Below are 25,799 nucleotides of genomic sequence, written 5' to 3'. Positions count from 1 at the left end.
CTCGCAACGGCTGATCCACAGAGACCGCTACTCTCCGCGCCGCATGTGCAGCCTCCGCGCGGCGATGCACCACGATCTCGGAGCCGGTTCAGACGGACGGCGCCTGCCCCGCCGTCCGTGACACCGATGCCCTTCCGCCCCCGGGCTGCCCGGCCATGACCGCGACTCCCTCCCGGGCCGGGTTGCCACCCCACCTCTCGTCAGGAGGCACTTCCTCACCCTTCATCAGGAAGGAATCGGCCGCCAGGAACGCCCTGTCCCCCACGGTGGTGCCGTAGTGGACGAATGCACCGACCCCGAGGGTCACACCGGCGCCGAGTGTCGCCTGGTCCGACTTGAAGGCCCCGTCCTCCTGGGAGTGGCACTGGATCACGGTTCCGGCGTTGAGGGTGCAGCGGTCTCCGATGGTGACGAGGGCTCGTTCGATCAGCGAGCAGCCGTCGTCGAAGACTTGGCGGCCGATCCGGACGCCCAGCAGCCGCCAGACGACGTTCTTGAACGGGGTGCCGTTGAAGAGCTGCATGTACCGGTGCGTCGTCAGTTTCCAGAAGCGTTCGTGGCGCCAGAAGGACAGGTCGTAGATCGAGCAGTACAGCGGTTTCAGCGGCCGCACGCGGGTGATGGTCCGTTCCACCAGGGCGTAGAAGAGGACGGTGAACACCAGGGTGAACAGGCCGGCCACGGCGATCGGCGCCACACCGTGGACGTGATACAGGTCGACGGCGGCCATCGCGATGAGGGCGACGACGTAGAAGTGGAACCAGCGCATCAGCAAGTACAGCGTGGCGGTGAGCGCGTTGTGCCTGTTCTTGGCCGGCAGGCGGCGGCGCAGTTCGTCGCCGGTCTCCAGATCGTTGAACCGGTTGTCGCGCATCACCGTGCGCGGGATCTCGAAGCTGGGGGAGCCCAGCAGCCCCACGCCCTCACGCACCGGCCCGTCGATGGGCACCATGACCTTCGTCGCGAGCAGGCAGTTGTCGCCGGCGCGGCCGCGTGAGGGATAGGCGATGTTGTTGCCGAGGAAGCTGCCCGCTCCGATCGAGGTCGGGGAGAAGCGGAAAGACGTGCTGGAGAAGTCGGCGTTGATGACCGACAAGCCATCGGCCACCATCGTCCCGCTGCCGACCTGGCTCAAATAGGGACTGTCGTGCTTGACCAGGGAGCCGAAGTTCGAGCCGGTCTGCTCGACCCTGCACAGGTCGTATCCCAGACAGCGCAGGTAGTGGACGATGGCGGAGCTGTCGCCGAAGAGCAGGACGAAGAACCTGATGTTGGTCAGCCGCGTGAGGGCTCGTTGGAGACCGTGGTGGAAGCCGTACAGGGGGTAGATCTTGCCCGGCTTGATCACCGGGCGGAGCGTCCGCGGCACCGCGTTCACGGCCACGAGGCCCGCCAGCAGGCCGCCGAAGAAGGCCACCAGGGAGGCCAGCAGGGCATCGATGTAGAACCCGGGGCTCGTGAACGCCGGTTCGGGGTTCAGCAGCGCATCCAGCTGCGGCAGTGCGGAGAAGACGAGGCTCAGACCGCCGAGCGCCAGCGGCAGATAGACGCCCAGCAGCAACACGAGTTGGGCAGCGGTGTAGAGGGTTTTCCGCACTCCGCCGCACGGGGTGGGCTCGACGGCCCGGAAGTCGGTGGTGGTCGGTTCGGCCGGGGAACCGTGCCACGCCTCCCCCGCGGGGACGCTCTGGCCGCTGTGGAGCGAGGAGACATGGCCCAGTTGGGCGCTGTCACCCATCACGGTGTCGATGTCGAGAACGGTCTGCTCGCTCACCGTCGCGTTCCGTCCGAGCGTGACGGGACCCGTCTCGATCACCCCGTCGTGCGCCCGGTAGCCGGAGAAGAACACGTCCTTCCGGATGACGGTGCCTTCCTCGACCGTGAGCATGTCGGTGCACACCGGCACGTTGCGGGAGAAGATCGCGACGTCGCGGCCGATCTTGGCGCCCAGTGCCCTGAGGTACAGCACATACAGGGGTGTACCGACGAACAGGCGCATCGGGCTGGAGCGGATCAGTGTTTTCACACACCAGAAACGCAGATACCCAAGGGTCCACACCGGAATCCGGCGGGGCAGAAAGCGGCCGATGAGCAGCCACTTGGCGACCACGGAGAGGGCACAGGCGCCCACGAAGGCCGCGGTCACGAACAGCGTCGATCGCAGGTAGAGGTCGAGAGCCCCGGAGCCGTCCTGGATCCACTCGTAGCCGCGCACGGCGAAGAGGGCGGCGAGGAAGGACACACCGAGGAAGAAGAGAAGTTGCAGCGTCCCGCAGAGGATGTACTGCCCCGTACCGGCTCGCGGCGTCACCACAGCGGCCGGCTCATCGGTGCCGGTCGGGGAGGGCTCGGCAGTCTTCACTCCCCCGGCTTGCGGCGCGGCGTCGGGCGGGGCTGGTTCACTCTGCGGCACCACCAGATTGGCGGCCAGGCTTTTGACCGTGGGGTTGCGGTAGATGTCCTTCATCGAAACCGTCGGAAGGTCATCACGCTTACGCACGCGGGCACAGAACTGCGCCATCACCAACGAATCCGCACCCAGATCGGCGAAGAAATCACCGTCCACCGACACCTGATCAGTGTGCAGAACTCCGGCGAGAATCTCGGCCAACTGCGCCTCCACCACCCGTGACGGCGCATCAGTGACACCGCGGGAGTCCACCGCGGTCGGCTCGGTGGACACGCCGGGGAATTCTGTGGCCAGCCGGTGGATCGTGGGGTTGCGGTAGATGTCCTTCATCGAAACCGTCGGAAGATCATCACGCTTACGCACGCGGGCACAGAACTGCGCCATCACCAACGAATCCGCACCCAGATCGGCGAAGAAATCACCGTCCACCGACACCTCGTCAGTGTGCAGAACTCCGGCCAGCACATCGGCCAACTGCGCCTCCACCACCCGTGACGGCGCATCAGTGACACCGCGGGAGTCCACCGCGGTCGGCTCGGTGGACACGCCGGGGAATTCGGTGGCCAGCCGGTGGATCGTGGGGTTGCGGTAGACGTCCTTCATCGAAACCGTCGGAAGGTCATCACGCTTACGCACGCGGGCACAGAACTGCGCCATCACCAACGAATCCGCACCCAGATCGGCGAAGAAGTCACCGTCCACCGACACCTGGTCAGTGTGCAGAACTCCGGCGAGAATCTCGGCCAACTGTGCCTCGGTGCTGCGCTGTTCATGGCGATCGGCAGAAGTGTCCACCAGGGCCGGGGAATCGGATGCGGCAGCATCCACCTCAGTGCTGTTGCCCTTCACAACAGTTCCTTCCGGGGCACAAGGAAAGCCTCAGCCCGGGCAGCGTGCGTCCGGCGGATTCGAGCTCGGCCCGGAGCCGGGACAAACAATCCGCCTGCCACGAGGACATGATCAGTCGTCGATTCGTCGAACTGCGAGTACATGGTCGTTCACCTGCAGTCGGTGCGGTTCACGTCGAGATGTCCTTCGGTCCCACCGGACCGCGCATATCGGGGCTGGTAACAGATGTGGTAATCAAGGCAATTCCCCAGTGTAAACACTCCTCAACCCATCGGGTCGGCCCGATGGGACAGATCCGGCACAGGACTTCGGGATCCGGCAGGGCAAACGAATGCGGCTGCGAAATCGTGGCGTAGGGCGGCGCGGACAACCCCGGTCTGCCGACTCGCACGACATCGGCCGCCGGACCAGGGGTACCCCCGCCGGTCGGCGGGGGTACTCCGGTCACCTGCCGGATGGTTGAAATCAACAATTTCCCGGAGATTGGTGCCCAATGAGACGCGTCTCCGCTCCGGGCATGCCTTCCGCGACAGTCGTGGACGACGCACCCGGCCACACCCCGTCAACGGGGAGGATGATCGGTCTCGATGTCGCGCGCGCCCTGGCGATCTTCGGGATGTTCGCCGCACACATCGGCCCCGAGCCATCGGTCGGCGGCCCGATGGGCTGGCTCATGGAGGTGGCGCGCGGTCGGTCGGCGGCGCTGTTCGCCCTCCTGGCCGGCTTCACCCTGATCCTGCTCATGGGCCGTCCGCAGCCGCGCACAGGGCGGAGCGGACGCCAGGCGGCAGGCCGTGTTCTGATCCGCGCCGCCGTTCTGATCGTCCTGGGCTACGCGCTGGTCCTGCTCGACACCGATGTCGACGTCATCCTGGCCTTCTACGGGCTGCTGTTCGTCCTCGCGCTCCCGCTGTACCGGCTGACGGCGAGGACGCTGGCGATCATCGCGGCATCGACCGCTCTCGTCCTGCCTCAGGTGCTGTACCTGCTGAGGGCGGCTGTCGACGGCGGAAATTGGGCGGACACCCTGATCGACCTGGATCCGCTGGCCCGGATCACCGACTCCGACGGGCTTCTCGAACTGTTCGTGACCGGTGAGTATCCGGCGCTGACCTGGTTCTCCTTCATCGTCGCCGGCATGGCACTGGCCAAGCTGGACCTCTCTCGCCGTGACACCCTCGTCAAGCTGGCCTGCACGGGCGCGGCCCTCGCCGTGATCGGCTACGGGGGATCATGGCTCGCTCTGCACATGGTTCCCGGAGCTCGGGCAGCGGTCAGCGCCGCTGCGGGCGGTGGGCCTCCCGCTTCCGCGTGGTGGTCGGACGCCGTCGGTGAGGAGTTCGCGTCCGGGTATCCGGCCTGGCTGCTGGTGGCCGTCCCGCACAGCCAGACCACCTGGTCCATCGTGGGCAACACCGGTGTCGCGCTCGCCGTCCTGGCCGTCTGCTGCCTGACGGTTCAGCTCACCAAGGACCACCCTCGGCTGCTGGCTCCGCTCGCCGCGGTGGGGTCGATCTCCTTGACCGCCTACGTCGCCCATATCGTGGCGATCCATTTCCTGGGCGCCGACAACCTGGAGGATCTGGACGGCTGGGCCCCACTGCCGGTGTTCCTCGCTTTCACTGTGGCGGCCATGCTGTTCGCCCTTCTGTGGACCCGCTACTTCCGTCGTGGACCACTGGAGTACCTCCTGCGTGCCGCCACCGCTCCGGCCCGCCGGATCAAGTGACGGACAGCGGGGGATCCGTCCTGACGGCCGGAGCCTGCCGGTCTGAGTGGGCGCCGTGGCCACCGGGCCGAGGGAGCGGTCGCGCCGCGCCACGGCAGAGCGCCGGAGGCACCCCGCCGACCGGCTGGCGTCCCCCGCCACGCGGCCGCATTCGGCCTCCGGCACCCGCGAAGCGCCTCTCGGCATGGTACGAATCGGACAGTGGTCCGGTGGCGAATGGAGCACACGTGATCCGGGTAATGGTGGTGGACGACGAGGCCCTGATCCGTACGGGCTTCCAGCGCATCCTCGACGCGGCGGACGACATCACGGTCGTCGCCGCCGTTCCCGGCGGCCAGGCGGTCGAAGCGGTGAAGGAGCAACGTCCCGACATCGTGCTGCTGGACATCCGTATGCCCGACGTGGACGGACTCACGGTCCTGGCCGCCCTCCGCCGGCTGCCCGAGCCTCCCGTCGTGGCCATGCTCACGACATTCGACATGGATGAATACGTGGCCACGGCACTGCGCTCGGGCGCTGCCGGTTTCCTGCTCAAGGACACCGACCCCGAAGAACTTCCGTTCCTGGTGCGCGACCTCGCGGGCGGCGACAAAGTCCTGTCGTCCAAGGTCACCCGGATGGTCGTCGACACCTATCTGGATGCCGGATCCCAGGAAGCGGCCGCCGGCAGCGTGGCACGGCTGACCGATCGCGAGCGCGATGTCCTCGTCCTCGTCGCCGAGGGGCTGTCGAACAACGACATCGCCACACGGGTCCACCTGAGCACCGGCACGGTCAAGGACCATGTGAGTGCCATCCTCACCAAGCTCGAGGTGGCGAGCCGCGTACAGGCCGCCCTGCTCGCCGAGAGGGCGGGCCTCCTCAAGCAGCCTCGGGACCAGGAGCGGGAATGAACGGCCGACACGCTCCCCCCGTCGTCGTCGACGCCGCCCTCGTCGCCGTCGCGCTCCTCGATGTCTGGGCCCACCTCGACGCCGACGAGCCGCTGCGTCTGGCCTTCGCCGTGGGAGCCGCCTTCTCCCTTCTGCTGCGCCGCCGCCTGCCTCTGCTCACCTTCCTGCTCACCCTGCCGGCCATCCTGCTGTCCGCCGCGATCTTCGCCGGGCTGGTGGCGCTGTACTCGCTCGCCTCGCTGTCCCGCAACCGCATCGTGCTGGGCTTCTGCGGCGTGGCATACGCGATCTGTGACATGTCGTCGTGGCCGTCGCCGGAGATCGACCTGACGGACACGTCGACCCTGATCACACTGGGCTACACATCGGCGACGGCGGCCGCGGCCTGCTTCCTCGGCCAGCTCGTCCAGGCTCGGAGGGACCTGTCGCTGCGGCTCAACGAGATCTCCGAGGCGCGTGACCACGAGCGGATGCTGACCGACCAGTCCGTGCTGGCCAAGGAGCGCGCGCAGCTCGCCCGGGAGATGCATGACGTGGTCTCCCACCAGGTCAGCCTGATCGCGGTACGGGCCGGGGCACTCCAGGTCGGCAGCCAGGACGCCGAGGTCAAGGACGCCGCGGCCACGATCCGGGGGCTGAGCGTGCAGACCCTCGAGGAGCTGCGGCACATGGTCGACGTCCTGCGCGCCTCCGGGGGGCGTCCCACGGAGTTGACCCCGCAGCCCTCCCTGGCCGACCTCCAGCAGCTGATCGACGGCAGCGGCATCGAGGCCGAGCTGCGGACGGACCTGCCCAACGGCCTCTCGCCGGCCGTCCAGCGCGCCATCTACCGCACCGTCCAGGAGGCACTGACCAATGTACGCAAGCACGCGCCGGGCGCCGCTGCGACGGTGAGCGTCCGCCACCAGGACGGCACCGTGCGGGTCACCGTCACCAACAGCGCTCCGACCAGGCCCACACTCAGCCTGCCCAGCGCGCGGTACGGCCTGGTCGGCCTGCATCAGCGTGCCGCGCTCCTCGGCGGCACCGTCACCTCCGGCCCGACGGCGGACGGCGGATACGAACTTCACCTGGAACTGCCGACCGACGGCAGAGCGTGATGGGTCCGCTCCTCTGCTCCGGGGGCACGTCCGTCGCCGGGAAACCGCTGGTCGGGCACCGTACGACGGTGTCTCGGGCGGCACGGTCGCCAGCCGGTCGGCGGGGGCAGTTCCGGACATCTGCCGGATGGTTGCCCCGGGCGGTTTCGCCGACGCTTGGCTTATGACGCACACCGTGGCTTCGGTCGTAGCGTCCGCCCCGGCGGACGACACCCGTTTCCGTGCGTCGTCGGCAGGACGGCCGATCCGCCTCGACCGCTCGGCGACACCTTTCCGGTGGGGCTCACTCGAGTACCTGCTGCACGCCGCCACCGAACCCGCCCGCCTGATCACCTGACTCGCGGGAACCGGACCGGGCCCCTGTCATCTCGGCCGGCAGAAGGAGGTCAATGCCATGACCGTCACACTGACATTCCTGTGTGCGACCGCTCCGGCCCCCCTCACGGACACCCGCCTCGGAGACGGTCCACGAAGCAAGCGCGCCGTGCGTGCGGCAGCCGCGGCGATAGCAGCACTGCCTCCCCACTCGCTGGCCGTCCGGGCGCCTTCGACCCGCTGCGCGCTGACCGCGTACAGCCTCGGGCTGGACACCACGCCGGAACCGGGGTTGCGCGACCTCGACTACGGCAAGTGGTACGGCAGCACGGTCGGCGACGTCGTGGCCGACGACCCCTTCGGGCTCTCCGCCTGGCTCACGGATCCCGACGCCACACCCCACGGAGGCGAGTCGGTACGCGAGCTCTGTCGGCGGACCGCGCACTGGCTGAGCAGTGTCCCCTCCGATGCCGGGCACGTACTGGCCGTCACCGAACCGGCGATCATCCGGGCCTCGCTCGTCCATGCCATGGCCGCACCGGCACGAGCGTTCTGGCACCTCGACGTGCCGTCGTCCGTGCTCTCCCTCACCTCGCGCGGCGACCGCTGGAGCTGGAGTACCCGGCTCGGCTACATCGCCCCCGTACAGCGCTGGCCGTCGGATGTGGAGCGTTCGCCCGCTGACCGAATCGACCGTGACGAGAGCCTCGTGTCTCTGCGATCGTGACCGTCGACAGCATGTCGTGCCGACGGGCCGGCCGCAGGAGCCGCTCTTGACGGCCGAAGAAACCTCGCACATCCGCCCCTTGATGGATGCAGGCCTGGTCCGGCCCCTGGTTGACACGCAGTTGCGGGCAGGGGCTCCGGCCACGGTGTGCACACCTGCATGGCGTACGCCGCCGCGGTGCACGCCTGCATGGCGTACGCCGCCGCCAACCCCCGGTGCACCGAGCAGACCACCCGTCAGATCACCCAGGCCCTCATCGGCCGGTGAGTTGCGCAACAAGTCGGTGGACCCCCTCGACTGTGACGCGAAGACCCCCGCAGATGCAGGAAGATGAGCGGACCGACGGTCGACGGGCGTCTCGTCACCGGCGGCTTTGCAGATTCCGGAACCGAGGCAGCAGGCGGCAACACGTTGACGACACATTGCATACCGGACGTACGATCCCTTCCTGATGCGGTGGGAGGCAGCCGGTGAACCGCGATCTCACGCCGCACGACTGGATCGTCGCGGGAATCTGGGTGGCTGTCGGTCTCGCGGCAGGTCTCCTGCTGCGACTTCTCCTGCGCTGGCTGGGCAAGCACGCGACCCGTACGCGCTGGAGCGGAGACGACGTCCTCGTCAACGCGTTGCGGGCGCTGGTGCCGGTCGCCGCGCTCACCGGCGGGGTCACGGCCGCCGCGGCGGCCCTGCCGCTGACCGACCGGGTCAACCACACCGTCAACCAGGTCCTGTCGGGGCTCCTCATCCTCGCCGCCACCATCACGGCGGCGCGCGTGATCACCGGCCTGGTGCAAGCCGTCACGCAGTCACGGTCCGGTGTGGCCGGATCGGCCACGATCTTCGTCAACATCACCCGCGTCGTCGTCCTGGCCATCGGCTGCCTGGTCGTCCTCCAGACGCTGGGCATCTCCATAGCCCCGCTGCTCACCGCCCTCGGCGTCGGCGGCCTCGCGGTCGCGCTGGCTCTTCAGGACACCCTCGCCAACCTCTTCGCCGGCATCCACATCCTCGCCTCGAAGACGATCCAGCCCGGCGACTACATCCGCCTCACCAGCGGGGAGGAGGGGTACGTCGTCGACATCAACTGGCGCAACACCGTCGTACGCAACCTCTCCAACAACCTCGTCATCATCCCGAACGCCCAGCTGTCGAGCACGAACATGACCAACTACAGCCGCCCGGAACAGGAGATGACCCTGCTGGTGCAGGCCGGCGTCGCCTACGACAGCGACCTGGACCACGTGGAGCGCGTCACGTGCGAGGTCGTCAGCGAGGTCATGAAGGAGGTCGAGGGCGCGGTCCCCGACCACGAACCCGCTGTCCGCTTCCACACCTTCGGGGACTCGCGGATCGGTTTCACCGTGATCCTCGGCGTCGGAGAGTTCAGCGATCAGTACAGAATCAAGCACGAGTTCATCAAGCAGCTGCACAAGCGGTTCCGTCTGGAGGGCATCCGCATTCCCTCTCCGGCGCGGGCCGTCACGCTTCAGCAGAACGGCGTGGCCATCCCTCCGCAACGGGACGTGACGCTGCCGATGATCCCGTAGCCGTGTCCCGCAGGGGCGTGAGCCTCACGGGACACTGCGGGCCTTGAGTGAGTCGGCCGCTGCCGTGAACCAGGGGCCGGCGTCCCTGTCAGGGGGGCGCCGGCCCCGTCCGCGTCTCCCTGCCGGGCGGCCTTCGCCCGATGGGGCGCCAGGCGAAGGTGCGCACTCCTGTGAGACGCGGCAGTGGCTAACGGACCGCGACGAATACCGGGTTCGAGTAGAACCACAGATCGTCCCACGGGCTCTCCAGCCCGTCCGCGAGGGGTTCCGCCTCGTCGGTGCTGGTGCCGCGGACCCGGGCGTAAAGGTCTCCCTCCACATTGCGCAGTGTGTGCCGGATGACGTAGTCGTCCCCCCGCTTGCGCCAGTCGCGCGGGCCGAAGCGCGCCACGACCTTGGTGGTCGGGTTGGTGCCGACGTCGAGCTGGGAACTCGGGCCGGTGACCTCACCGACGATCAGGTCCACACGCCGGACCTCCGGGCGGTCACCGTTGGCGTTCTTCCCCTTCAGGGGCCGGAACGTGATCTCGATGTCGACGTCCGTACGGTTGCGGCTGCTCACGGTCAGGGTCTCGCCCATGGCCGCTTCACGGTTGCGATTGCTCGCGGTGAGATCGAGGCTGGTGATCAGGTCACCCGTGCCGACCCAGATCCGGCCGTTGCGGAGTCCGTCCATGATGTCGGCGTAGTCGTGGCGGGCAAGGACGTGGGTCTTGCTGTACTCGCCGGGCCAGAAGTCGGCGCCGCCGCGCGTCCAGTGCACATGGGAGTCCGACGTCGCGGTGATCCACCAGCGGCGCCCCTCGCCGAGCAGGGAGTCCCACAGTCCGCCGACACGGGCCGTCATCTGATCGAAGCCGCCGTGGGTCGGGTAGTTGCCGTAGCCACCGCGCGGGCCGCCGTTGAGCGGGCCCGCCTGGTGGCCGGGAGCGCCCTCGAAGCCGACGTAGATGTCCGGCGCCGTGTTGTTGCCGTTGCGGAACTCCCGCGGGGTGTCCTGGCCGTACACGCCGAGCCCGGTGGCCGACCGGGACGCGTGGTGCGCGATGACCAGCGGCTTGCGCGGCATGTCCTTGGCAGCCTTCAGGAACTCGATCATCTTGGCCTCGGTGTCGCGGCCTCGATCGGCGGGGAAGGCGTCGTGCTTGGCGAAGCGGCTTTCCAGCTCGAAGAGCTGCTGGGCCTCGTCACGGTGGTGCGGGATCATCAGGGTGTGGTGGTCCAGTGCCGGAGCGTCGAACTCCATGCCCCAGAACTGGAGGACTCCGGGGACGAGCACCCGTGAGCGGAGCAGGTCGGGATAGGCCTGTTCGATGTTCACCTTGGAGTGCGTCGGTCCACCGTGGTCGGTGCACATCACCCAGCTGAGACCGAAGTGCTTGGCCATGATCGCGTTGGTGACGATCGGGTAGACGGCGTCGGCACCCTTGTGGAAGGTCGGCGGGTTCGTCGACGTGTCGAACTCGCCGCTGTACTCCGAGTGCACGTGGTGGTCGCCGGCTCGCCACACCCTTCTGCGCGCGTCGCCGGGTCTGGAATCGTTTCGGTCCTCTTCGGTCGCTGACGCCGGTCCGGCAACGGCGAGCGGGCTCGCGGCCGCCAACGTCGCTCCGACACCTGCGTACTTGACCAACCGACGGCGTGAGATCGCTGAAGCCTCAGGATCTTCGCTGTTCTTTGCCCTCACGGTGAAGCCTCTCGATCAGCTGCTGGGGAGCGACTGGCCGAGTCTCGAAGAGATAACCGAACAACGGATGAACGCCGAGCAGAAGGGTCACGAACAGCAGAACGCACGGCACGCCATGGCAGTCCGCGCGCACCAAGAACCGGCTACGGCAAAGGTGTTGATGAACAGACAGGTCTGCCGCGGCTCCCCCGGCCGCTCCTTCGTTCGCGATGCGACCTACGGGGCGACGGGCAGCTGACGCTTGTGATCGGTGAGGCGGTAGCGGCTGACGATCGCCTCGACGGTCCGCTCGTCCACCGGCTTGCCCTCCAGGAAGTCGTCGATGGCGTCGTACGAGACCCCGAGGGCGTCCTCGTCGGCCTTGCCGGGGTCGAGGGTCTCCAGGTCAGCGGTCGGGATCTTCCACACCAGCTCGGCAGGCGCGCCCAGCGCGTCGGCGACGGCACGCACCCGGCGCTTGGTCAGTCCGGTCAGCGGGACGAGGTCGGCGGCGCCGTCGCCGAACTTGGTGAAGAACCCGGAGACCGCCTCGGCGGCGTGGTCGGTACCGACGACCAGGCCGTCGTGAGCACCCGCCACCGCGTACTGGGCGATCATGCGCTGCCGGGCCTTGATGTTGCCGTGCACGAAGTCCTGGTGGTGGTCGTCGCGGAAGCTCACGTCCGCGGCCAGCGAGGCCTCGAGCGCCGCATCGCTCGCGGGCTTGATGTCCACGGTGAGCACATGGTCGGCGCGGATGAAGGAGAGCGCGAGCTGGGCGTCGTGCTCGTCGGCCTGAACACCGTAGGGAAGCCGCATCGCATAGAACCGCGCTTCGTGCCCGGCTTCGCGGACCCGCTCGACGGCGAGCTGGCACAGCCTTCCGGTCGTGGTGGAGTCGACGCCGCCGCTGATGCCGAGCACCAGGGAGCGCAGGCCGGTGGTGGTCAGCTGCCCGGCGAGGAAGGCAACCCGGCGTTCGATCTCCCGCTCGGCCTCGAAGGTCTCGCCGACCATGAGTTCTCGGGCGATCTCCTGCTGGAGGGCGTTGGACGCCGGCTGGCTGCTCACTTCTGCTCCTTGTTGCGGTTCACGATGCGCTGTCGCCCGCCCACCCTACAGAGGGCCTTCCGGCAGGTCAGGGACGAGCCGGGCCTGCCCCACAGGCCCGGGCCGTGCGAGCAGATCCCCGCAGTGTCAGGAGTTCGTCCGTCATCGCCCGCTCTCAGCGGTTCCCACGTCTCGCGTGGCGGATCTTCAACCGTCCGAACCCCATGGCCCCGGAGATCCGGATGGTCGGCCCGCCTGGGCCGGAGCGCCGCGGGGGCTCGTAGACCATGTCCTTCCATCCGGTGGTCAGGCCCTCGACGTCGACGATCGCGTCGCGGGGCACCGTGATCCTGGCCTTGCCGGTGCCGAGTTGCAGCTCGATGTCGATCACGGGGTCTTCGATGATGGCCCGGGACAGGTCCAGGTACACCCTGCCGAACGCGGAATGGACCTTGAGGATCCGCGGCACCCGCCACGCCCCGCGCCGCTTGATCCGTCCGCCCGCGGCGCCGATCGTGGACGTGGTGGCCGCCTTCTCCGCCGGGAGTGAGCCCAGGGCCGTCACGAGCTCGCTGCCCGTCCTGGCCGTGAGCACCCGGCCGAGGCGCTCGTCCATCTCCTCGTGCGAGATGTGCCCTTCGGCGTACGCCTCTTGCAGGCGTTGCACGGCGGAGTCGCGGTCGTCGTCGACGATCAGTCGCGTCGGGTCTTCCGGTAGGGACGTCACCGTTCCAGCCTAAGGGCTGTCCCCCTCATCCCCGGCGGGCACACGACGACAGCTGCGGCCCCTCGCCGCGTCGCCGGACCCCCGAACGCGACCGGTATGAGGACGACCCACCGCCTTGCCACGCACCGCTTCGGCCGGCGGGCATGCCGTACCGGGGCCGGCCACCCCCTCTCACTCGCCTCCGGTGATCGGACACACGGCTGATGCAGTGCCCCGACGTCGGTCCTCCGAGCCCTCGGCGGTGCGGGGCCCCCGAATCCGGCATGATCGCTACCTTGGCCGGAGACACGACCGAGAGGGGTAACGCCCGTGAGTGAATGGCAGCTGACCGAGACATTCCGCAGTACCTCCGGCGATGTCCGCTGGGACCGCCTCGGACCACCCGGTCGGCCACCGGTGGTCCTCCTCCACGGCACACCCTTCTCCTCGTACGTATGGCGCGCCGTCGCCCGCTCCCTCGCCCGCCGTCATCAGGTGTTCGTGTGGGACATGCCCGGTTACGGGGCATCGGAGAAGTCCGCCGGCCAGGATGTCTCCCTGGCCGCCCAGGGCAGGGTCTTCACCGAACTCCTGGCGCACTGGGGGCTGGAAGAACCACTGGTGGTCGCCCACGACTTCGGCGGCGCGGTCTCCTTGCGGGCACATCTGCTGCACGGCGCCCGCTACCGCGCCCTCGCCCTGGTCGACCCGGTCGCCTTGGCGCCGTGGGGATCGCCGTTCTTCCGGCTCGTCGGCGAGCACTCCGAGGTCTTCGAGCAACTGCCGCCCGCTCTGCACCACGCCCTGGTGCGGGAGTACGTGACGTCGGCCAGCAGCCCCGGGCTGCACCCGGCCGTCCTCGACCGGCTCGTCGAGCCCTGGCTCGGTGACCTCGGCCAGCCGGCCTTCTACCGGCAGATCGCCCAGGCCGACCAGCTCTACACCGACGAAGTGCAGGACCGGTACGGCGAGATCGGCATCCCGACGCTGGTGTGCTGGGGCCGCGACGACACCTGGATTCCCGTGGCGAAGGGACAAGAGCTCGCAGCCCGCATCCCGGGCGCGCGGTTCGAGCCGATCGCCGGTGCGGGCCACCTCGTCCAGGAGGACGCACCCGCCGAACTCACCGCCGCTCTCCTCGACTTCCTCCCCCGGGCCGAACGGTAGGTCTGCCCCGACAACCCGGTGACCTGCGCGATCACGGCAACCGTCATGCCCGGTCACTGATCTTGCGGGTCGAGTGATCCGACGGCAGTGCGTGGGAGCCCCGCAGCTCGGCCGAGAGCCGCCACCGAGACCCGGCACGGCGCAGAGGCGGGACACGGTCTGGAAGCGACGGCGGTATTCGGTCGGGCTGGTGTTGAGCGTACGGCGGAAGGCTCGGATCAGGGTGTCGATGGTGCCGAACCCGCACGCCGACGCGATGCGGTCCAGCGTGTCGTCCGTCGATTCGAGCTGGTGGCGGGCCAGTTCGACGCGGGCGGATTCGATGTAGGCGGCGGGAGTCATCCCGAGCTCCGCCCGGAAGACGCGGGCGAGCTGCCGCTCCCCCAGATGCGCGGCTGCGGCGAGATCCGCCACGCTGATCGGCTGTCGCAGGTTCTCGTTGATGTAGTGGCGGATCTCCTCGATCCGGCGGGTCGTGGAGACCGGTTCGAGAGGTACCGAGAACTGACTCTGCCCGCTGGGCCGCTTCAGGTACATCACCAGTTGCCGGGCGACGCGCAGCGCGGTGCTCTCGCCGAAGTCCTCCGCCACCAGGGCAAGGGCGAGATCGAGGCAGGCGCTGATCCCGGCCCCGGTCCACACGTTCCCCTCGCGGATGAAGATGGGATCCGGGTCCACGCGCACAGCAGGGTGGTCGGCGGCGAGCTGCGGCGCGGTGGACCAGTGCGTGGTGGCGCGCTTGCCGTCCAGGAGTCCCGCGGCGGCCAGGAGGTGCGCCCCGACGCACACCGAGGTGATGCGACGGGACCGCGCGGCGAGGGCCTTGACCTGCGCGACCACGTCACGGTCGACGACGGCGCGGATGCGGCGGTTGCTGTCGATGGTGACGGACCCGGGCACCAGGACCGTGTCGATGTTCCGTGTGACGGCATCGGTGAACGTGATGTCGGGCATGATCCGTACGCCTGTGGAGGTGGTGACCGGATCGAGGGTCTCGGCGGCGAGCAGGACCCGATAGCCCGTGGCGTCGTCGGTTTCCCGCCGGACCAGGGCGAAAACCTCTGGCGGGCCGGTGACGTCGAGGAGATCGACACCCTCGAAGAGAACGATCACGACGAGACGTTCGACGGTGCGCACGGTATGTCCCCCTGGGCTGACTTCGGGCATGTCCGATCCTGCAAGTTACATGACATTGCCGTCACTTGAGTGGGCGTCGTCAAGAGCGCAGCCTGCCGGACGGGGCGGGCTGCACTCCATCGCCCCATTGCAAGGGATAGCTCATGTCTGCAACCACGCTCCGCCGGCTCAACGGATTCGATGACACCCCCGCGAAGCTGGCCGGCTCCACCCTGATCCTGGTCGACTACCAGAACACGTACACACAGGGCGTGATGGAGCTGGAGGGCTGGCAGACCGCCCTCGACGCCGCCGCGCTGCTCCTCGCCCGGGCCCGTGAAGCCGGAGCGACGGTCATCCACGTGGTCAACGACGGCGGCGAGGGCACCCCGTACGACATCCGAGCCGAGATCGGCCGGATCCACCCGTCCGTGGCGCCGGTCGGGGATGAGCCGACCGTCGTCAAGACAACCCCCAACGCCTTCCACGAGACCGGCCTGGGCGAGCTGGTCGACGGCGCCGGGAACAACGATCTCGTCATCGCCGGGTTCATGACGCACATGTGTGTGCAGTACACGGCGGCCGGGGCGTTCCTGCGCGGCAACCGCCCCACGGTCGTCGCCGACGCGTCGGCGACCCGCCCCCTCACGGCCGCGGGCAAGGGCATCACCGCCGAACAGCTCCACGAGGGAGCGCTGGCCACCGTCGAGGACCTGTACGGCGTCGTCGTTCCCACTGCTGACGAACTGGGCTGATCACCATGACCGAGACCAGCACCCGGAGCGCGAAGAAGCCCTCGGGGGCCCGCGTGGGCGTCGGACTTGTCGCTGCCGCAGCCGTCGGCGCCGCGGCCATGTTCGTCGGAGTCCGGCTCACGGACGACGAGAAGGACACCGCACCCGCCGTGTCCGCCGAGGCGGCGGCCGGCACCGCCGTGGATCTGTCGGGGACGACGACGCTGCGCACGCTGAACAAGCTCCCGGCGAAGCCCGCCGCCCTCAAGGACTCGACCCTGATCCTGGTCGACTACCAGAACACGTACACCAAGGGGACGATGGAACTGGAGGGTTGGGAGCCCGCCCTCGACAAGGCCGCCGATCTGTTGAAGCGCACCCGCGCGGCCGGCGGAAAGGTCATCCACGTCCAGAACGACGGCGGAAAGGGCACTCCGTACGACGTCACCGCCGACATCGGCAGAATCCACCCCAAGGTCGCGCCGGTCGACGGTGAGCCGGTCGTCACCAAGAAGGTCCCCAACGCCTTCGTCGGCACGAACCTCGGCCAACTGGTCGACAAGGCCGGGAACAAGAACGTCGTCATCGCCGGGTTCATGACCCACATGTGCGTCACCTTCACCGCCGAGGGCGCGTTCCTGCGGGGCAACGCCCCCACCGTCGTCTCCGACGCCTCCGCGACCCGGCCCCTGCCCACCCCGGGCGGCGGCGTGTCCGCCGCACAGGTCCACCGGGGCGCACTCGCGACCATCGGCGACCTCTACGGGGTGGTCGTCGAGTCAGGCTCCGAACTGACCTGACCGCCCGCAACCAGCCACCGGCTCCGCCCTCCCCCCTTCTCCCCCCGCTGGGGCGGAGCCGGCATCTCCCCCCACCGCACGACCGTCTTCGTCCCCGCCCGGGGCCGAGGGCAAGCACATCCATAAGGGAGAAGAAGCACGTGGCTACGCGCAGAAGTTTCCTCGGTACGGCCTCGGCTGTCGGTGCGGCAACGCTCCTCGCCAACGGCCAGGCCTTCGCCGCCGAGGACGCCACCGCTCTGGCAGCCGTCACCGAGCGGGAGGCGCGGGACTCGATCCTCGCGGTCAACGCGGGGATGCGTTCCCACTACGCAGCACTCAAAGCCGAGCTGATCAAGCAGCTCAGCCCGGTCATGGTCGTCCAGAACGACAACAAGGGTGGCAGGTTCACCCTGATCCACGGCGGCAAGCAAGAGGCCGTCCAGCCCGTCTCGGAGATTTTCGAGATGGCCAAGTCCATAGCCCATGTTCCCCTGGGCATCTTCTCGGTCCTCGCCGCCTATCTGGGTGAGAAGGTGCCGGGCGTCCCCAACGCTGCCCGGATCGATCCGCACGACCTTGCCATGGTCTCCATGAAGACCGGGACCGGATGGATCACCCCGCTGCTGGAGTACCAGAAGACCCTCGGGATCGCGAAGGGCAACCTCAAGGACGCGGCACTCCCCGCAGGGCTGACCAAATCCTGCGACGAGTTGCTCAACAAGGCGAACATCTTCATCGACGCGGCCGTCAAGACGAAGACGTTCGACATGAAGTCCTACCAGGACTTCGCGAAGGCCGCGTTCGCCAACGTGGGCATCAACATGGAACACGCCTCGGCCGCGCAGATCGCCGGGGTGCAGGCCCTGCTCAAGAAGTGGCGGGCACAGATCGGCGAGGCCGCGTGGGCGGACCTGTACGTAGGCGTTCTCTCCCAGTGGACGACGTCCGTCCTGAACCAGAACACCATCATCATCAAGCCGCACATGAACGCCAAGAAGGTCGACACCCACCTGATCGACTTCCCGACCACGTCGCCGCCGGCCGACCCGGTGTTCACCGTCCTCGACAACATCGCCCGCATCGTCCAGGACAACATCGCCGCCGAGCTGGTGTTCGTCTCGGACACCGTCATCGCCGACGCCCTCAAGGGCAAGCAGGACCTGCTGTCCACGGAGATCCTCGAACAACTCGAGAAGCCCCTCTCCGCCTCGTCGGCGACGCAGGCCGCATTCGCCACGACCGGGGAGGCAGCGATGACCTGCCCGATCACCGGGCGGACGGTCGCCCAGGTCTGATCCGCCGTCCTCTGCCACTCACCGCAGGGGATCAGCAGGGCTCCGGGGGGAGACCAACACGGCACCACCCGTGCCCACATACGACTTCGCCCGGCCCCCAACCCGATCGGTTGGGGGCCGGGCCGCTCTGCCGCACAGCACAACAACAGGGGGAACCACAGCATGTCCGCACACCAGCGAAGAATCCGAGCAGGCCGCCTCTGGATTCTCGCGGGGATCGTCCTACTCTCCATCAACCTGCGTCCCGCGATCACCGGCACGGCCCCGGTCCTCGGCGAGCTGAGTGCCCGCTACGGACTGGACGACACCGGAGCCGCCGTCCTCACGACCCTGCCCGTCCTGTGCCTGGGAGTATTCGCTTCCCTCGCCCCGCCGCTCGCCCGCCGCGTCGGCACCGAACGCGCCATCGTCGCCGCCCTCGGCCTCATCACCGCCGGTATCGGTCTGCGCGGGCTGGCCTCACCCCTCGCCCTCTACACGGGAACGGTCCTCGCCGGCACCGGCATCGCCATCGGCAATGTCCTCCTGCCCGCCATCATCAAGCACCGATTCCCCATCCGCACCGGCACACTGACCGGGATCGCCATGACGATCATGGCCGCATCCGGAGCTGTGGCCGCCGGACTCGCCATCCCTCTCGACGAGACGATCGGGTGGCATCTCGCGTTCATCGCCTGGGCGTTGCCCTCCCTGGCGGCCGCGCTGCTGTGGGTGCGCAACGCCCGCACGGTCCGGTACCGACGTATCGCCCCGGTCTCACGGGGGCGCCACGCCCGTCGCCCCGATTCGGTGCCCGCCGACGCGGAGCCCACCGGACGGCTGTTGCCCTCCGGGCTGGCCTGGTCCGTCGCCGGGTTCCTCGGAGCTGTGTCGTGCACGTTCTACGTGCTGGTGTCCTGGCTCCCGATGATCCTCCAGGACTACGGCTACACAGGATCCGAGTCCGCGGCGATGCTGTCCGTGATGATGCTCGTCGGCATCCCTTTCGGCTTCGTCATCCCTCTCGCTGCCACACGACTGACCGACCAGCGGCCCCTGCTCCTCGCTGTCCTGGCCGTCATGACCGCGGGACTCGGCGGCCTGGTCCTCGCCCCCGCCCACGCCTGGACGTGGGTTCTCGTCACCGGCGTCGCCACCGGCAGCGCCTTCCCTCTCGCGATCATCCTTCTCGCTCTCCGCTCACCCTCACCCCCGACCACCGCACGCCTGTCCGGCATGGCACAGACCGTCGGCTATCTTCTCGCCGCCCTCGGACCCCTCACGATGGGTCTTCTCCGCAGCGCCACCGGCAGCTGGCAGACACCCCTGCTCGTGCTGCTCGTGCTGCTCGTCCCCAAGACCGTCCTCGGCCTCTACGCGGCCCGCCCGGGCCTCGTCCACTCCCGGCTCATCGCCACCGGAACCGGGCCTGACGCGGATAGCACCCTTACGCTGACCAGCAGGTGAAGGAGCGGCACACTGCTGTGTGTTGGTGGGCAGGTGTTGCCACGGCAGTGGTGGCACCTGCCACCGGCTGCGGCGCGAGCGCCCCGGCCCCAGACGTCATGAGCGTTGCTCAGCGGTTCCCTACCCGCTGGTGGCACGGGAGGGTGGAGGGTTAGCGTTCGCTGTGGAGAATTACTGGACGCCGGCCCACCAGGCCGTCGAACTCGAAGACGCCGAAACCCTGGCACGGCTGCTGGCAGGCGGGGGCGACCCCGATGAAGTGTTCAGCAACATGACGCTGCTGACGCATGCCATGGATGCTGAAGGTGACGGCGCTGTGCAGAGCGGCAAGCCGCTGACCGTCCACACCACTGCAGTCCTACTCGCGTTCGGTGCCGACCCGGAGCTACCCGACCCCGACGGTCGCACCCCCATGGAGATGGCGGTGAACTACGACCACCACCTGGCGGTGACGTTGCTGCAGACGCACATCAGCCGACGAGCCTGCCGCTGCGAGAGCTCGGCCCTCTCGCGTGTGTTGCGGTGGGTAGCGCCACGCCCGAGTCGCCCGTGGTCGCCGGTAGGAGAGGATCCGCAGCCACAGCGCCGGTGCATGCCACCCGGGTGACGGCGGAGGGGGCTGGGGGACGACGCACGATCCGGACGCGCGGAAGGTGCGCGACGAGCTGAGCGAGGTCGACGTCGCCAACTCAACTCCGCAGAGGCGTACTTGACAGGGGCATGGCCAGTACGCGGTGATGGGCACGTTCCGAATCCCCCGGGAGATTCGGCAACTGCCCACCGGACTCCGTCCGTTCAGCAGTCGCCGCCCTCTCCCGCACTTTCGGTTCCGCATGGAGCCGACCCCCACGAGTGAAGGGACAGCAATGCCGCACTCCCTATGGTTGAAGGCCGCCGGCGCCGCCGCAGCGGTCACCCTGATCACGGCACCGACGGCGAACGCCACGTCCGCGCCCGAGCCTGCCGAGTCGAAGACCTCGGCAGCGACCGTGACACTCCGCTACGACGACAGCCGTGCCGCCGGCTGGGAGGCGGCAATCGCCGCCGGAGTCGCCGCGTGGAACTCGAACGTCGACAACGTGAAGCTGGTCGAGGCCGCGCCGGGAACCCGGGCCGAGATCCAGATCGTGGCCACGAGCGGCTGGCCGCAGGCGACTCTCGGACCGGTCCGTCCGGGCGGTCAGGCCCGTGTCGAACTCGGCAGCCAGGCAGTCACCCAGGGCCACGACAAGATCCGTATCGCAGCCCATGAGATCGGCCACAACCTGGGCCTGCCCGACACCAAGCCCGGCCCGTGCTCCCAGCTGATGTCGGGTTCAAGCGCGGGCACCACCTGCAAGAACGCGGTCCCGAACGCGGCTGAACAGGCCCGCGTGGAATCCGCCTACGCCAACGGCGTCGTGCGCACCCCGGCCGACGGACGCATCCTGGTGGATGCGCCCTAGCCGGTAGGACCACCACAAGGCGAGGTGCCTGACCCGAGTTGAGGGGTCAGGCACCTCGCCCGCTTCTCGGGCAGGCGACCTGCGCGCCGGACGCAGGTGGGCCCCCGGAGGGTGACCGGCCCGCCCGGACCGCGGCTCCTCGCGTGGCCTTGCCGACCACGGAGACCTCACACGCAAGAGAAGTCCTCATGGTCAACACCCGGCAAGTTTCCACTCGTTGAGGACAAAGTATGGACGGTTCGAGGTGACCTTCGTACGCTGGGCGTCGATTTCGCACGGACGTCTGCGTGCCTCACGGCGGAACGCGCCGCAGCACCCGTACGTGGACGAACACCACTCCGCGTTCGAGGCGGGACCTCGGACGCGCCGCCTCGCAGCGCCCAGCAGGAGGAAGAGTGACGCCACGCAAGGCCCCGGCCCTCCGCACCATTCGCCGCAGACCACGCAGAATCACCGGGCTGCTCCTCGCGGCCCTGCTGACCGGCGGCCTCGCGGCCCCTGTCGCCGACGCGGACGAGAAGCCCTCTCCGGGCGACAAGCCCTTCGCGGACTTACCGCCCCAGGAACCCGGCGTCACTCTCCGCGTCTTCGACGTCCAGTCCCCGCTGAGCAAGCTCTGCGATCTCAAACCGGCCCAGACCCCCAACGTCGACAAGCTGATCCCCACCGCCGACTGGTCCTCCACGGAGGGCTTCGGCTTCACCGACAACTTCGTGTCGCAGATCCTCGGCAACATCAACGTCCCCGCAGACGGCACGTACGCCTTCCGCCTCATCAGCGACGACGGCTCCCGCCTCTTCATCGGCGACAAGAAGGTCATCGACCACGACGGGCTGCACGGTGCCGAGCCCAAGGACGGCGAGTCGGCCCTGACCCCCGGCTACCACGCCCTGCGTATCGACCACTTCGACCGCGGCGGCGACCAGCAGGTCACACTGCAGTGGAAGCCGCCGGGCGCCGACGACTTCACGCTCGTCCCCCAGTCCGTACTCAGCACCGACGCCGGCGTCGTCCGCGTCACCGCTCCCGGTCGCAAGGAGTGCGAGGGCAGTTACGACACCCCCGGCGACGGCCTCCCGCTGACCTCGGTCAATCCCGGCTACACCCTCACCGATCTGCGCCCCAAGGGCTTCGAGCCGCAGGTCTCCGCGATGGACTGGCTGCCGGACGGGCGGCTCGCCGTGACGACGTGGGGCGGCAGCACCAAGACGGAGGGAGAGGTGTACGTCCTCGACCACGTCACGGGTGACACCGGCCCGGAGAAGGTCACCTACAAGAAGATCGCCGGTGGGCTCAAGGAGCCGATGGGGATCAAGTACGTCGACGGAAAACTGTACGTCTCGGAGAAGCACCAGCTCACCGAACTCTCCGACATCGAGGCCGACAACGCCTCGGACGAGATGCGCAAGATCGCCGAGTGGCCCTACGGAGGGAACTTCCACGAGTTCGCCTTCGGCCTGCTCTACGAGAAGGGGGACTTCTATCTGAACCTCTCGGTCGCCATCAACTACGGCGGCGCGACCACCGATCCGCAGCCTGCCGCGAACCGCGGCACCACCATCAAGGTGAACAAGAAGACCGGCAAGGTGACCTACCTGGCCGGCGGCCTCCGCACGCCGAACGGGATCGGGCGGGGCCCGCAGGGCGAGCTGTTCGTCACCGACAACCAGGGCGGCTGGCTGCCCGCCTCCAAGCTGGTCCACGTCGAGCAGGACCGCTTCTTCAACCACTACACCAACCCGGACGGCCCGTTCGACGACCGGACGGTCAGCAAGCCGGTGCTCTGGCTGCCGCAGAACGAGATCGCCAACTCCCCCAGCACACCGATGCTGTTGGAGAAGGGCCCCTTCGCCGGGCAGATGCTCTTCGGCGACGTCACCTACGGCGGGCTCCAGCGCGCCGACCTGGAGAAGGTGGACGGCGAATACCAGGGCGCCGTGTTCCGGCACACCCAGGGCCTGGAGGCCGGCATCACCCGCATCAGCACCGGACCGGACGGTGCCATCTACGCCGGCGGCCTCGGCGCCGACGGGAACTGGGGCCAGGAAGGCAAACTCCGCTTCGGCCTGCAGAAGCTCACGCCGAACGGCAGGACCGCCTTCGACATCAAGACCATGCGCGCCACCCGCGACGGCTTCGACCTCACCTACACCAAGCCCCTGTCGGAGGAGACGGCCGCCAAGCTGACGAACGGCGCCTACTCCGTCGAGCAGTGGCGCTACGTCCCCACCCCGGCGTACGGAGGCCCCAAGGTCGACGAAGAGGTGCTCCCGGTCACGGGCGCCCGGCTCTCCGCCGACCGTCGGACCGTCCGGCTCACCATCCCCGGCCTCAAGACCGACCGGGTGGTGCACGTACGTTCACCGCGCCCCTTCGCCTCGGACGCCGGTGAGCAACTCTGGTCCACCGAGGCCTGGTACACGCTGAACGCACGCCCCGGCCCCGAGCAGCCCACCACCTCGTACGACGCGGAATCGGCGCGCCTGTCCAGCGGAGCCGACATCGACACCGAGCACGCCGGCTACACGGGCGGTGGCTTCGTCGACGGCTTCAGCACCCAGGGCGCCACCGCGACCTTCGAGGTCGAGGCACCCGCGAAGGGCAGCTACGACGTGGGACTGCGGTACGCCAACGGGCCGCACCCCTTCACCGGCACCAAGACCCTCGGTGTCAGCGTCAACGGCGGCCAGGCACAGCAGACCGGCCTCCCCTTCACCGGCGCCTGGAACCGCTGGTCCACCAAGACCGAGCGGCTCGCCCTGCGCAAGGGCCGCAACACCATCACCTACACCTACCGGGCCGAAGACACCGGTCACGTCAACCTCGACATGATCGAGGTGCGCAGACCCGGCAGTCGTATCGACCTGTTCTCCGGCGGCAGCGTCTCCACCGCCTGGCAGCACACCGACGGCCGCAGCGCCGAATGGCCGCACACCGCCGACAACTCCATCGAGGTCTGCTGCGGTGACATCCGCACCAAGCAGGCTTTCGGCGACTTCAGACTGCACGCCGAATTCCGGGTGCCGAAGCTGCCGGACGACGTCACCGGGCAGGACCGCGGCAACAGCGGCATCTACCTCCAGGAGCGGTACGAGATCCAGATCCTGGACTCGTTCAAAGTGGCGAAACTCGCCGCGAACGAGGCCGCGTCCATCTACAACAAGAAGGCCGCGGACCTGAACGCCTCCACCGCACCGGAGACCTGGCAGACGTACGACATCGTCTTCCGCGCGGCCCGTTTCGACGCCGCGGGCAAGAAGACCGATGACTCCAGGATCACCGTGGTGTGGAACGGCAAGAAGGTGCACGACAACGTCGCGGTGGACGGCCCGACCGGCGCGGGCGACGCGGAATCGGCCGCGGCGGGCGCGATCAGGCTCCAGGACCATGGCAACAAGGTCCGCTTCAGGAACGTCTGGATCGAGCCGCTGGACTGACAGCCCGGGATCGTCCCGGGCCGGCGACGCCACCGTGCGTAGGTACGGCTTCGTCGGCCCGGGGCGTACCGGCTGCCAGGGCACCGGCAGCGGGTTCCGTCCTCGTCGCGGCGCGCAGGTGCGGGCGCGGCGGAAACGCGGGCCGACGCCGTTAGCATGCCTCGCATGCCGGAAGCCCTGCCCCAGCCGGACCCGTTCACCCCGCAGGCCGATCCCGCCGTGCTCGAAGACCTTCGGGCGCGGCTGCGCGCGACACGCTGGCCGGACAGCCCCGAGAGCGCCGGGTGGTCCCTCGGGACCGACGTGCACTACCTCCGTGAACTCGTCGGCTACTGGGCGGACGTCTTCGACTGGCCGGCGCAGGAGGCGGCGCTTGCCCGGCTCCCTCGCTTCCGTGTGCCGCTCGGCGGTCTCGGAATCCACTTCGTCCACGCCCGGGCTGTCGCGTCGTCAGGTCCGGTGCTGCCGTTGGTCCTCAGTCACGGGTGGCCGGATTCGTTCTGGCGGTACACGAAGGTCATCCCCCTCCTGACCGACCCCGGAGCGCACGGCGCCGATCCTGCCGACGCGTTCGATGTGGTCGTGCCCGACGTACCGGGCTTCGGGTATTCCGACGCTCCCATCGGTCCCCCTCTCGACTCCATCGCCGTCGCCGGTCTGTGGGCCGAACTCATGGGCCTCCTCGGCTACCCGCGGTTCGGTGCGGCGGGCGGGGACATCGGCAGCCATGTGAGCCGCTACCTCGCGCTCGATCATCCGGACCGGGTGGTGGCCGTCCATCGAACGGACGCCGGTGTTCCCGTGTTCACCGGCGACCTGGCGGACCTCGAACCCGAGGAACGCGCCTGGCTCGAGGGCGTAGCGGCCTGGGGCGGTAGTGAGGGCGCCTACGCCGCAATGCACCGTACGAAGCCTCAGACCGCTGCCGTCGGTCTCAACGACTCCCCGGCCGGGCTCGCCTCATGGATCGTCGAGAAGCTCCGAGCGTGGAGCGACTGCGACGGGGACATCGAGCGGAGCTTCACGAAGGACGAGATCCTTACCAATCTCACGCTCTACTGGCTCACCGGGACGATCGGCTCGTCGATGCGCATGTACCGGGCGAACGCGGCGATCCCGGCCGCGCAGCACGCCCGCCGGGTCGAGGTGCCGTCCGGATTCTCGCTCTTCCCCGGTGACGTCGTCCGGCCGCCGCGGGCGTGGCTCGAGCGCACGACGAACCTCGTGCGCGTGACCGAGCCCGCACGCGGCGGGCACTTCGCGCCGTTCGAGGAGCCGGAGCTCTACGCCGAGGAACTGCGCGAGTTCTTCCGCCCGTACCGCGCGGCGGCGAAGGGCTGAACGCCGGCGCATTGATCCGGACGACCGCGCTTCCATTGAAGTCG

Annotated in this window: 19 protein-coding genes and 2 pseudogenes; 16 read left to right on the top strand and 5 right to left on the bottom strand. The window is 68.7% G+C overall.

Annotation, left to right across the window (positions count from 1 at the left end; translation table 11 throughout):
* Window positions 1–88 precede the first annotated feature (88 nt).
* Window positions 89–3,205, bottom strand: coding sequence for a Pls/PosA family non-ribosomal peptide synthetase (locus OHA05_RS34825; RefSeq protein ID WP_443043859.1), 3,117 nt, complete (start codon window positions 3,203–3,205; stop codon window positions 89–91).
* Between the two features lie 571 nt (window positions 3,206–3,776).
* Here OHA05_RS34825 and OHA05_RS34820 point away from each other — a divergent pair.
* The 6 genes from OHA05_RS34820 (at window position 3,777) to OHA05_RS34795 (ending at window position 9,570) form a co-directional block, all read left to right on the top strand.
* Complete coding sequence (locus tag OHA05_RS34820; RefSeq protein ID WP_328862788.1) at window positions 3,777–4,988, top strand: DUF418 domain-containing protein; 1,212 nt, start codon at window positions 3,777–3,779, stop codon at window positions 4,986–4,988.
* Between the two features lie 227 nt (window positions 4,989–5,215).
* Window positions 5,216–5,881, top strand: coding sequence for a response regulator transcription factor (locus OHA05_RS34815; RefSeq protein ID WP_313942237.1), 666 nt, complete (start codon window positions 5,216–5,218; stop codon window positions 5,879–5,881).
* Window positions 5,878–6,981 (top strand): sensor histidine kinase, encoded by a 1,104-nt coding sequence (locus tag OHA05_RS34810; protein ID WP_328862787.1) that lies wholly within the window; start codon window positions 5,878–5,880, stop codon window positions 6,979–6,981. Before OHA05_RS34815 ends, OHA05_RS34810 begins: the two co-directional genes overlap by 4 nt.
* A 175-nt stretch (window positions 6,982–7,156) precedes the next feature.
* A complete protein-coding gene (locus OHA05_RS34805; RefSeq protein ID WP_328862786.1) occupies window positions 7,157–7,318 on the top strand; it encodes a hypothetical protein in 162 nt (53 codons plus the stop codon).
* Between the two features lie 57 nt (window positions 7,319–7,375).
* Window positions 7,376–8,023, top strand: a complete 648-nt coding sequence (locus tag OHA05_RS34800; RefSeq protein WP_328862785.1) for a histidine phosphatase family protein — start codon at window positions 7,376–7,378, stop codon at window positions 8,021–8,023.
* 470 nt (window positions 8,024–8,493) lie between these two features.
* On the top strand, window positions 8,494–9,570 hold the full coding sequence (locus tag OHA05_RS34795) for a mechanosensitive ion channel family protein (protein WP_328862784.1): 1,077 nt from the start codon (window positions 8,494–8,496) through the stop codon (window positions 9,568–9,570).
* Between the two features lie 187 nt (window positions 9,571–9,757).
* On the opposite strand, the gene OHA05_RS34790 is transcribed toward OHA05_RS34795, so the two are convergent.
* Window positions 9,758–11,056, bottom strand: coding sequence for a phosphoesterase (locus tag OHA05_RS34790; protein ID WP_328862783.1), 1,299 nt, complete (start codon window positions 11,054–11,056; stop codon window positions 9,758–9,760).
* Window positions 11,057–11,195: 139 nt separating this feature from the next.
* Here OHA05_RS34790 and OHA05_RS34785 point away from each other — a divergent pair, with 139 nt between their 5' ends.
* On the top strand, window positions 11,196–11,495 hold the full coding sequence (locus OHA05_RS34785) for a hypothetical protein (RefSeq protein ID WP_313942243.1): 300 nt from the start codon (window positions 11,196–11,198) through the stop codon (window positions 11,493–11,495).
* Here the strand turns inward: OHA05_RS34785 and nadE are convergent.
* Window positions 11,474–12,253 (bottom strand): ammonia-dependent NAD(+) synthetase, encoded by a 780-nt coding sequence (nadE, locus tag OHA05_RS34780; protein ID WP_328863512.1) that lies wholly within the window; start codon window positions 12,251–12,253, stop codon window positions 11,474–11,476. The two genes, OHA05_RS34785 and nadE, sit on opposite strands and share 22 nt — an antisense overlap.
* 208 nt (window positions 12,254–12,461) lie before the next feature.
* Window positions 12,462–13,013: a DUF1707 SHOCT-like domain-containing protein gene (locus OHA05_RS34775; RefSeq protein ID WP_328862782.1), complete on the bottom strand. Its 552-nt coding sequence runs from the start codon at window positions 13,011–13,013 to the stop codon at window positions 12,462–12,464.
* 309 nt (window positions 13,014–13,322) lie between these two features.
* Between OHA05_RS34775 and OHA05_RS34770 the strand changes: the two genes are divergently transcribed.
* Entirely contained in the window at window positions 13,323–14,159 is an 837-nt protein-coding gene (locus tag OHA05_RS34770) for an alpha/beta fold hydrolase (protein ID WP_328862781.1), read from the top strand.
* Window positions 14,160–14,318: 159 nt separating this feature from the next.
* On the opposite strand, the pseudogene OHA05_RS34765 reads toward OHA05_RS34770, so the two are convergent.
* Window positions 14,319–15,296 (bottom strand): annotated as a pseudogene (locus tag OHA05_RS34765) (GlxA family transcriptional regulator); the annotation flags it as partial.
* A gap of 143 nt (window positions 15,297–15,439) precedes the next feature.
* Between OHA05_RS34765 and OHA05_RS34760 the strand changes: the two are divergent.
* The 8 genes and pseudogenes from OHA05_RS34760 (at window position 15,440) to OHA05_RS34725 (ending at window position 25,755) form a co-directional block, all read left to right on the top strand.
* A complete protein-coding gene (locus tag OHA05_RS34760) occupies window positions 15,440–16,030 on the top strand; it encodes an isochorismatase family protein (RefSeq protein WP_328862780.1) in 591 nt (196 codons plus the stop codon).
* A 98-nt stretch (window positions 16,031–16,128) separates the two neighbouring features.
* Window positions 16,129–16,809 (top strand): cysteine hydrolase family protein, encoded by a 681-nt coding sequence (locus OHA05_RS34755; protein WP_443043858.1) that lies wholly within the window; start codon window positions 16,129–16,131, stop codon window positions 16,807–16,809.
* A 140-nt stretch (window positions 16,810–16,949) separates the two neighbouring features.
* On the top strand, window positions 16,950–18,086 hold the full coding sequence (locus tag OHA05_RS34750) for a hypothetical protein (protein WP_328862779.1): 1,137 nt from the start codon (window positions 16,950–16,952) through the stop codon (window positions 18,084–18,086).
* A 162-nt stretch (window positions 18,087–18,248) separates the two neighbouring features.
* On the top strand, window positions 18,249–19,532 hold the full coding sequence (locus OHA05_RS34745) for a CynX/NimT family MFS transporter (protein WP_328862778.1): 1,284 nt from the start codon (window positions 18,249–18,251) through the stop codon (window positions 19,530–19,532).
* Window positions 19,533–19,695: 163 nt separating this feature from the next.
* A pseudogene (locus OHA05_RS34740) lies at window positions 19,696–20,016 on the top strand (ankyrin repeat domain-containing protein); the annotation flags it as partial.
* A 382-nt stretch (window positions 20,017–20,398) separates the two neighbouring features.
* Window positions 20,399–20,977, top strand: coding sequence for a snapalysin family zinc-dependent metalloprotease (locus OHA05_RS34735; protein WP_328862777.1), 579 nt, complete (start codon window positions 20,399–20,401; stop codon window positions 20,975–20,977).
* A 395-nt stretch (window positions 20,978–21,372) separates the two neighbouring features.
* On the top strand, window positions 21,373–24,414 hold the full coding sequence (locus OHA05_RS34730; protein ID WP_328862776.1) for a family 16 glycoside hydrolase: 3,042 nt from the start codon (window positions 21,373–21,375) through the stop codon (window positions 24,412–24,414).
* Window positions 24,415–24,579: 165 nt separating this feature from the next.
* A complete protein-coding gene (locus tag OHA05_RS34725) occupies window positions 24,580–25,755 on the top strand; it encodes an epoxide hydrolase family protein (protein ID WP_328862775.1) in 1,176 nt (391 codons plus the stop codon).
* Window positions 25,756–25,799 lie beyond the last annotated feature (44 nt).

The organism is Streptomyces sp. NBC_00306, from assembly GCF_036169555.1.
Classification (GTDB): domain Bacteria; phylum Actinomycetota; class Actinomycetes; order Streptomycetales; family Streptomycetaceae; genus Streptomyces; species Streptomyces achmelvichensis.
Note: the sequence above shows the minus strand (reverse complement) of the source record. Positions and strands in the feature narration are given on the sequence as shown.

Excerpts from the sequence above, each read along its gene's own strand:
- OHA05_RS34820 (WP_328862788.1), top strand. The coding sequence starts at position 3,777 with ATGCCTTCCGCGACAGTCGTGGACGACGCACCCGGCCACACCCCGTCA.
- OHA05_RS34810 (WP_328862787.1), top strand. The coding sequence starts at position 5,878 with ATGAACGGCCGACACGCTCCCCCCGTCGTCGTCGACGCCGCCCTCGTC.
- OHA05_RS34800 (WP_328862785.1), top strand. The coding sequence starts at position 7,376 with ATGACCGTCACACTGACATTCCTGTGTGCGACCGCTCCGGCCCCCCTC.
- nadE (WP_328863512.1), bottom strand. The coding sequence starts at position 12,253 with ATGGTCGGCGAGACCTTCGAGGCCGAGCGGGAGATCGAACGCCGGGTT.
- OHA05_RS34760 (WP_328862780.1), top strand. The coding sequence starts at position 15,440 with ATGTCTGCAACCACGCTCCGCCGGCTCAACGGATTCGATGACACCCCC.
- OHA05_RS34755 (WP_443043858.1), top strand. The coding sequence starts at position 16,129 with ATGTTCGTCGGAGTCCGGCTCACGGACGACGAGAAGGACACCGCACCC.
- OHA05_RS34745 (WP_328862778.1), top strand. The coding sequence starts at position 18,249 with ATGTCCGCACACCAGCGAAGAATCCGAGCAGGCCGCCTCTGGATTCTC.
- OHA05_RS34735 (WP_328862777.1), top strand. The coding sequence starts at position 20,399 with ATGCCGCACTCCCTATGGTTGAAGGCCGCCGGCGCCGCCGCAGCGGTC.
- OHA05_RS34725 (WP_328862775.1), top strand. The coding sequence starts at position 24,580 with ATGCCGGAAGCCCTGCCCCAGCCGGACCCGTTCACCCCGCAGGCCGAT.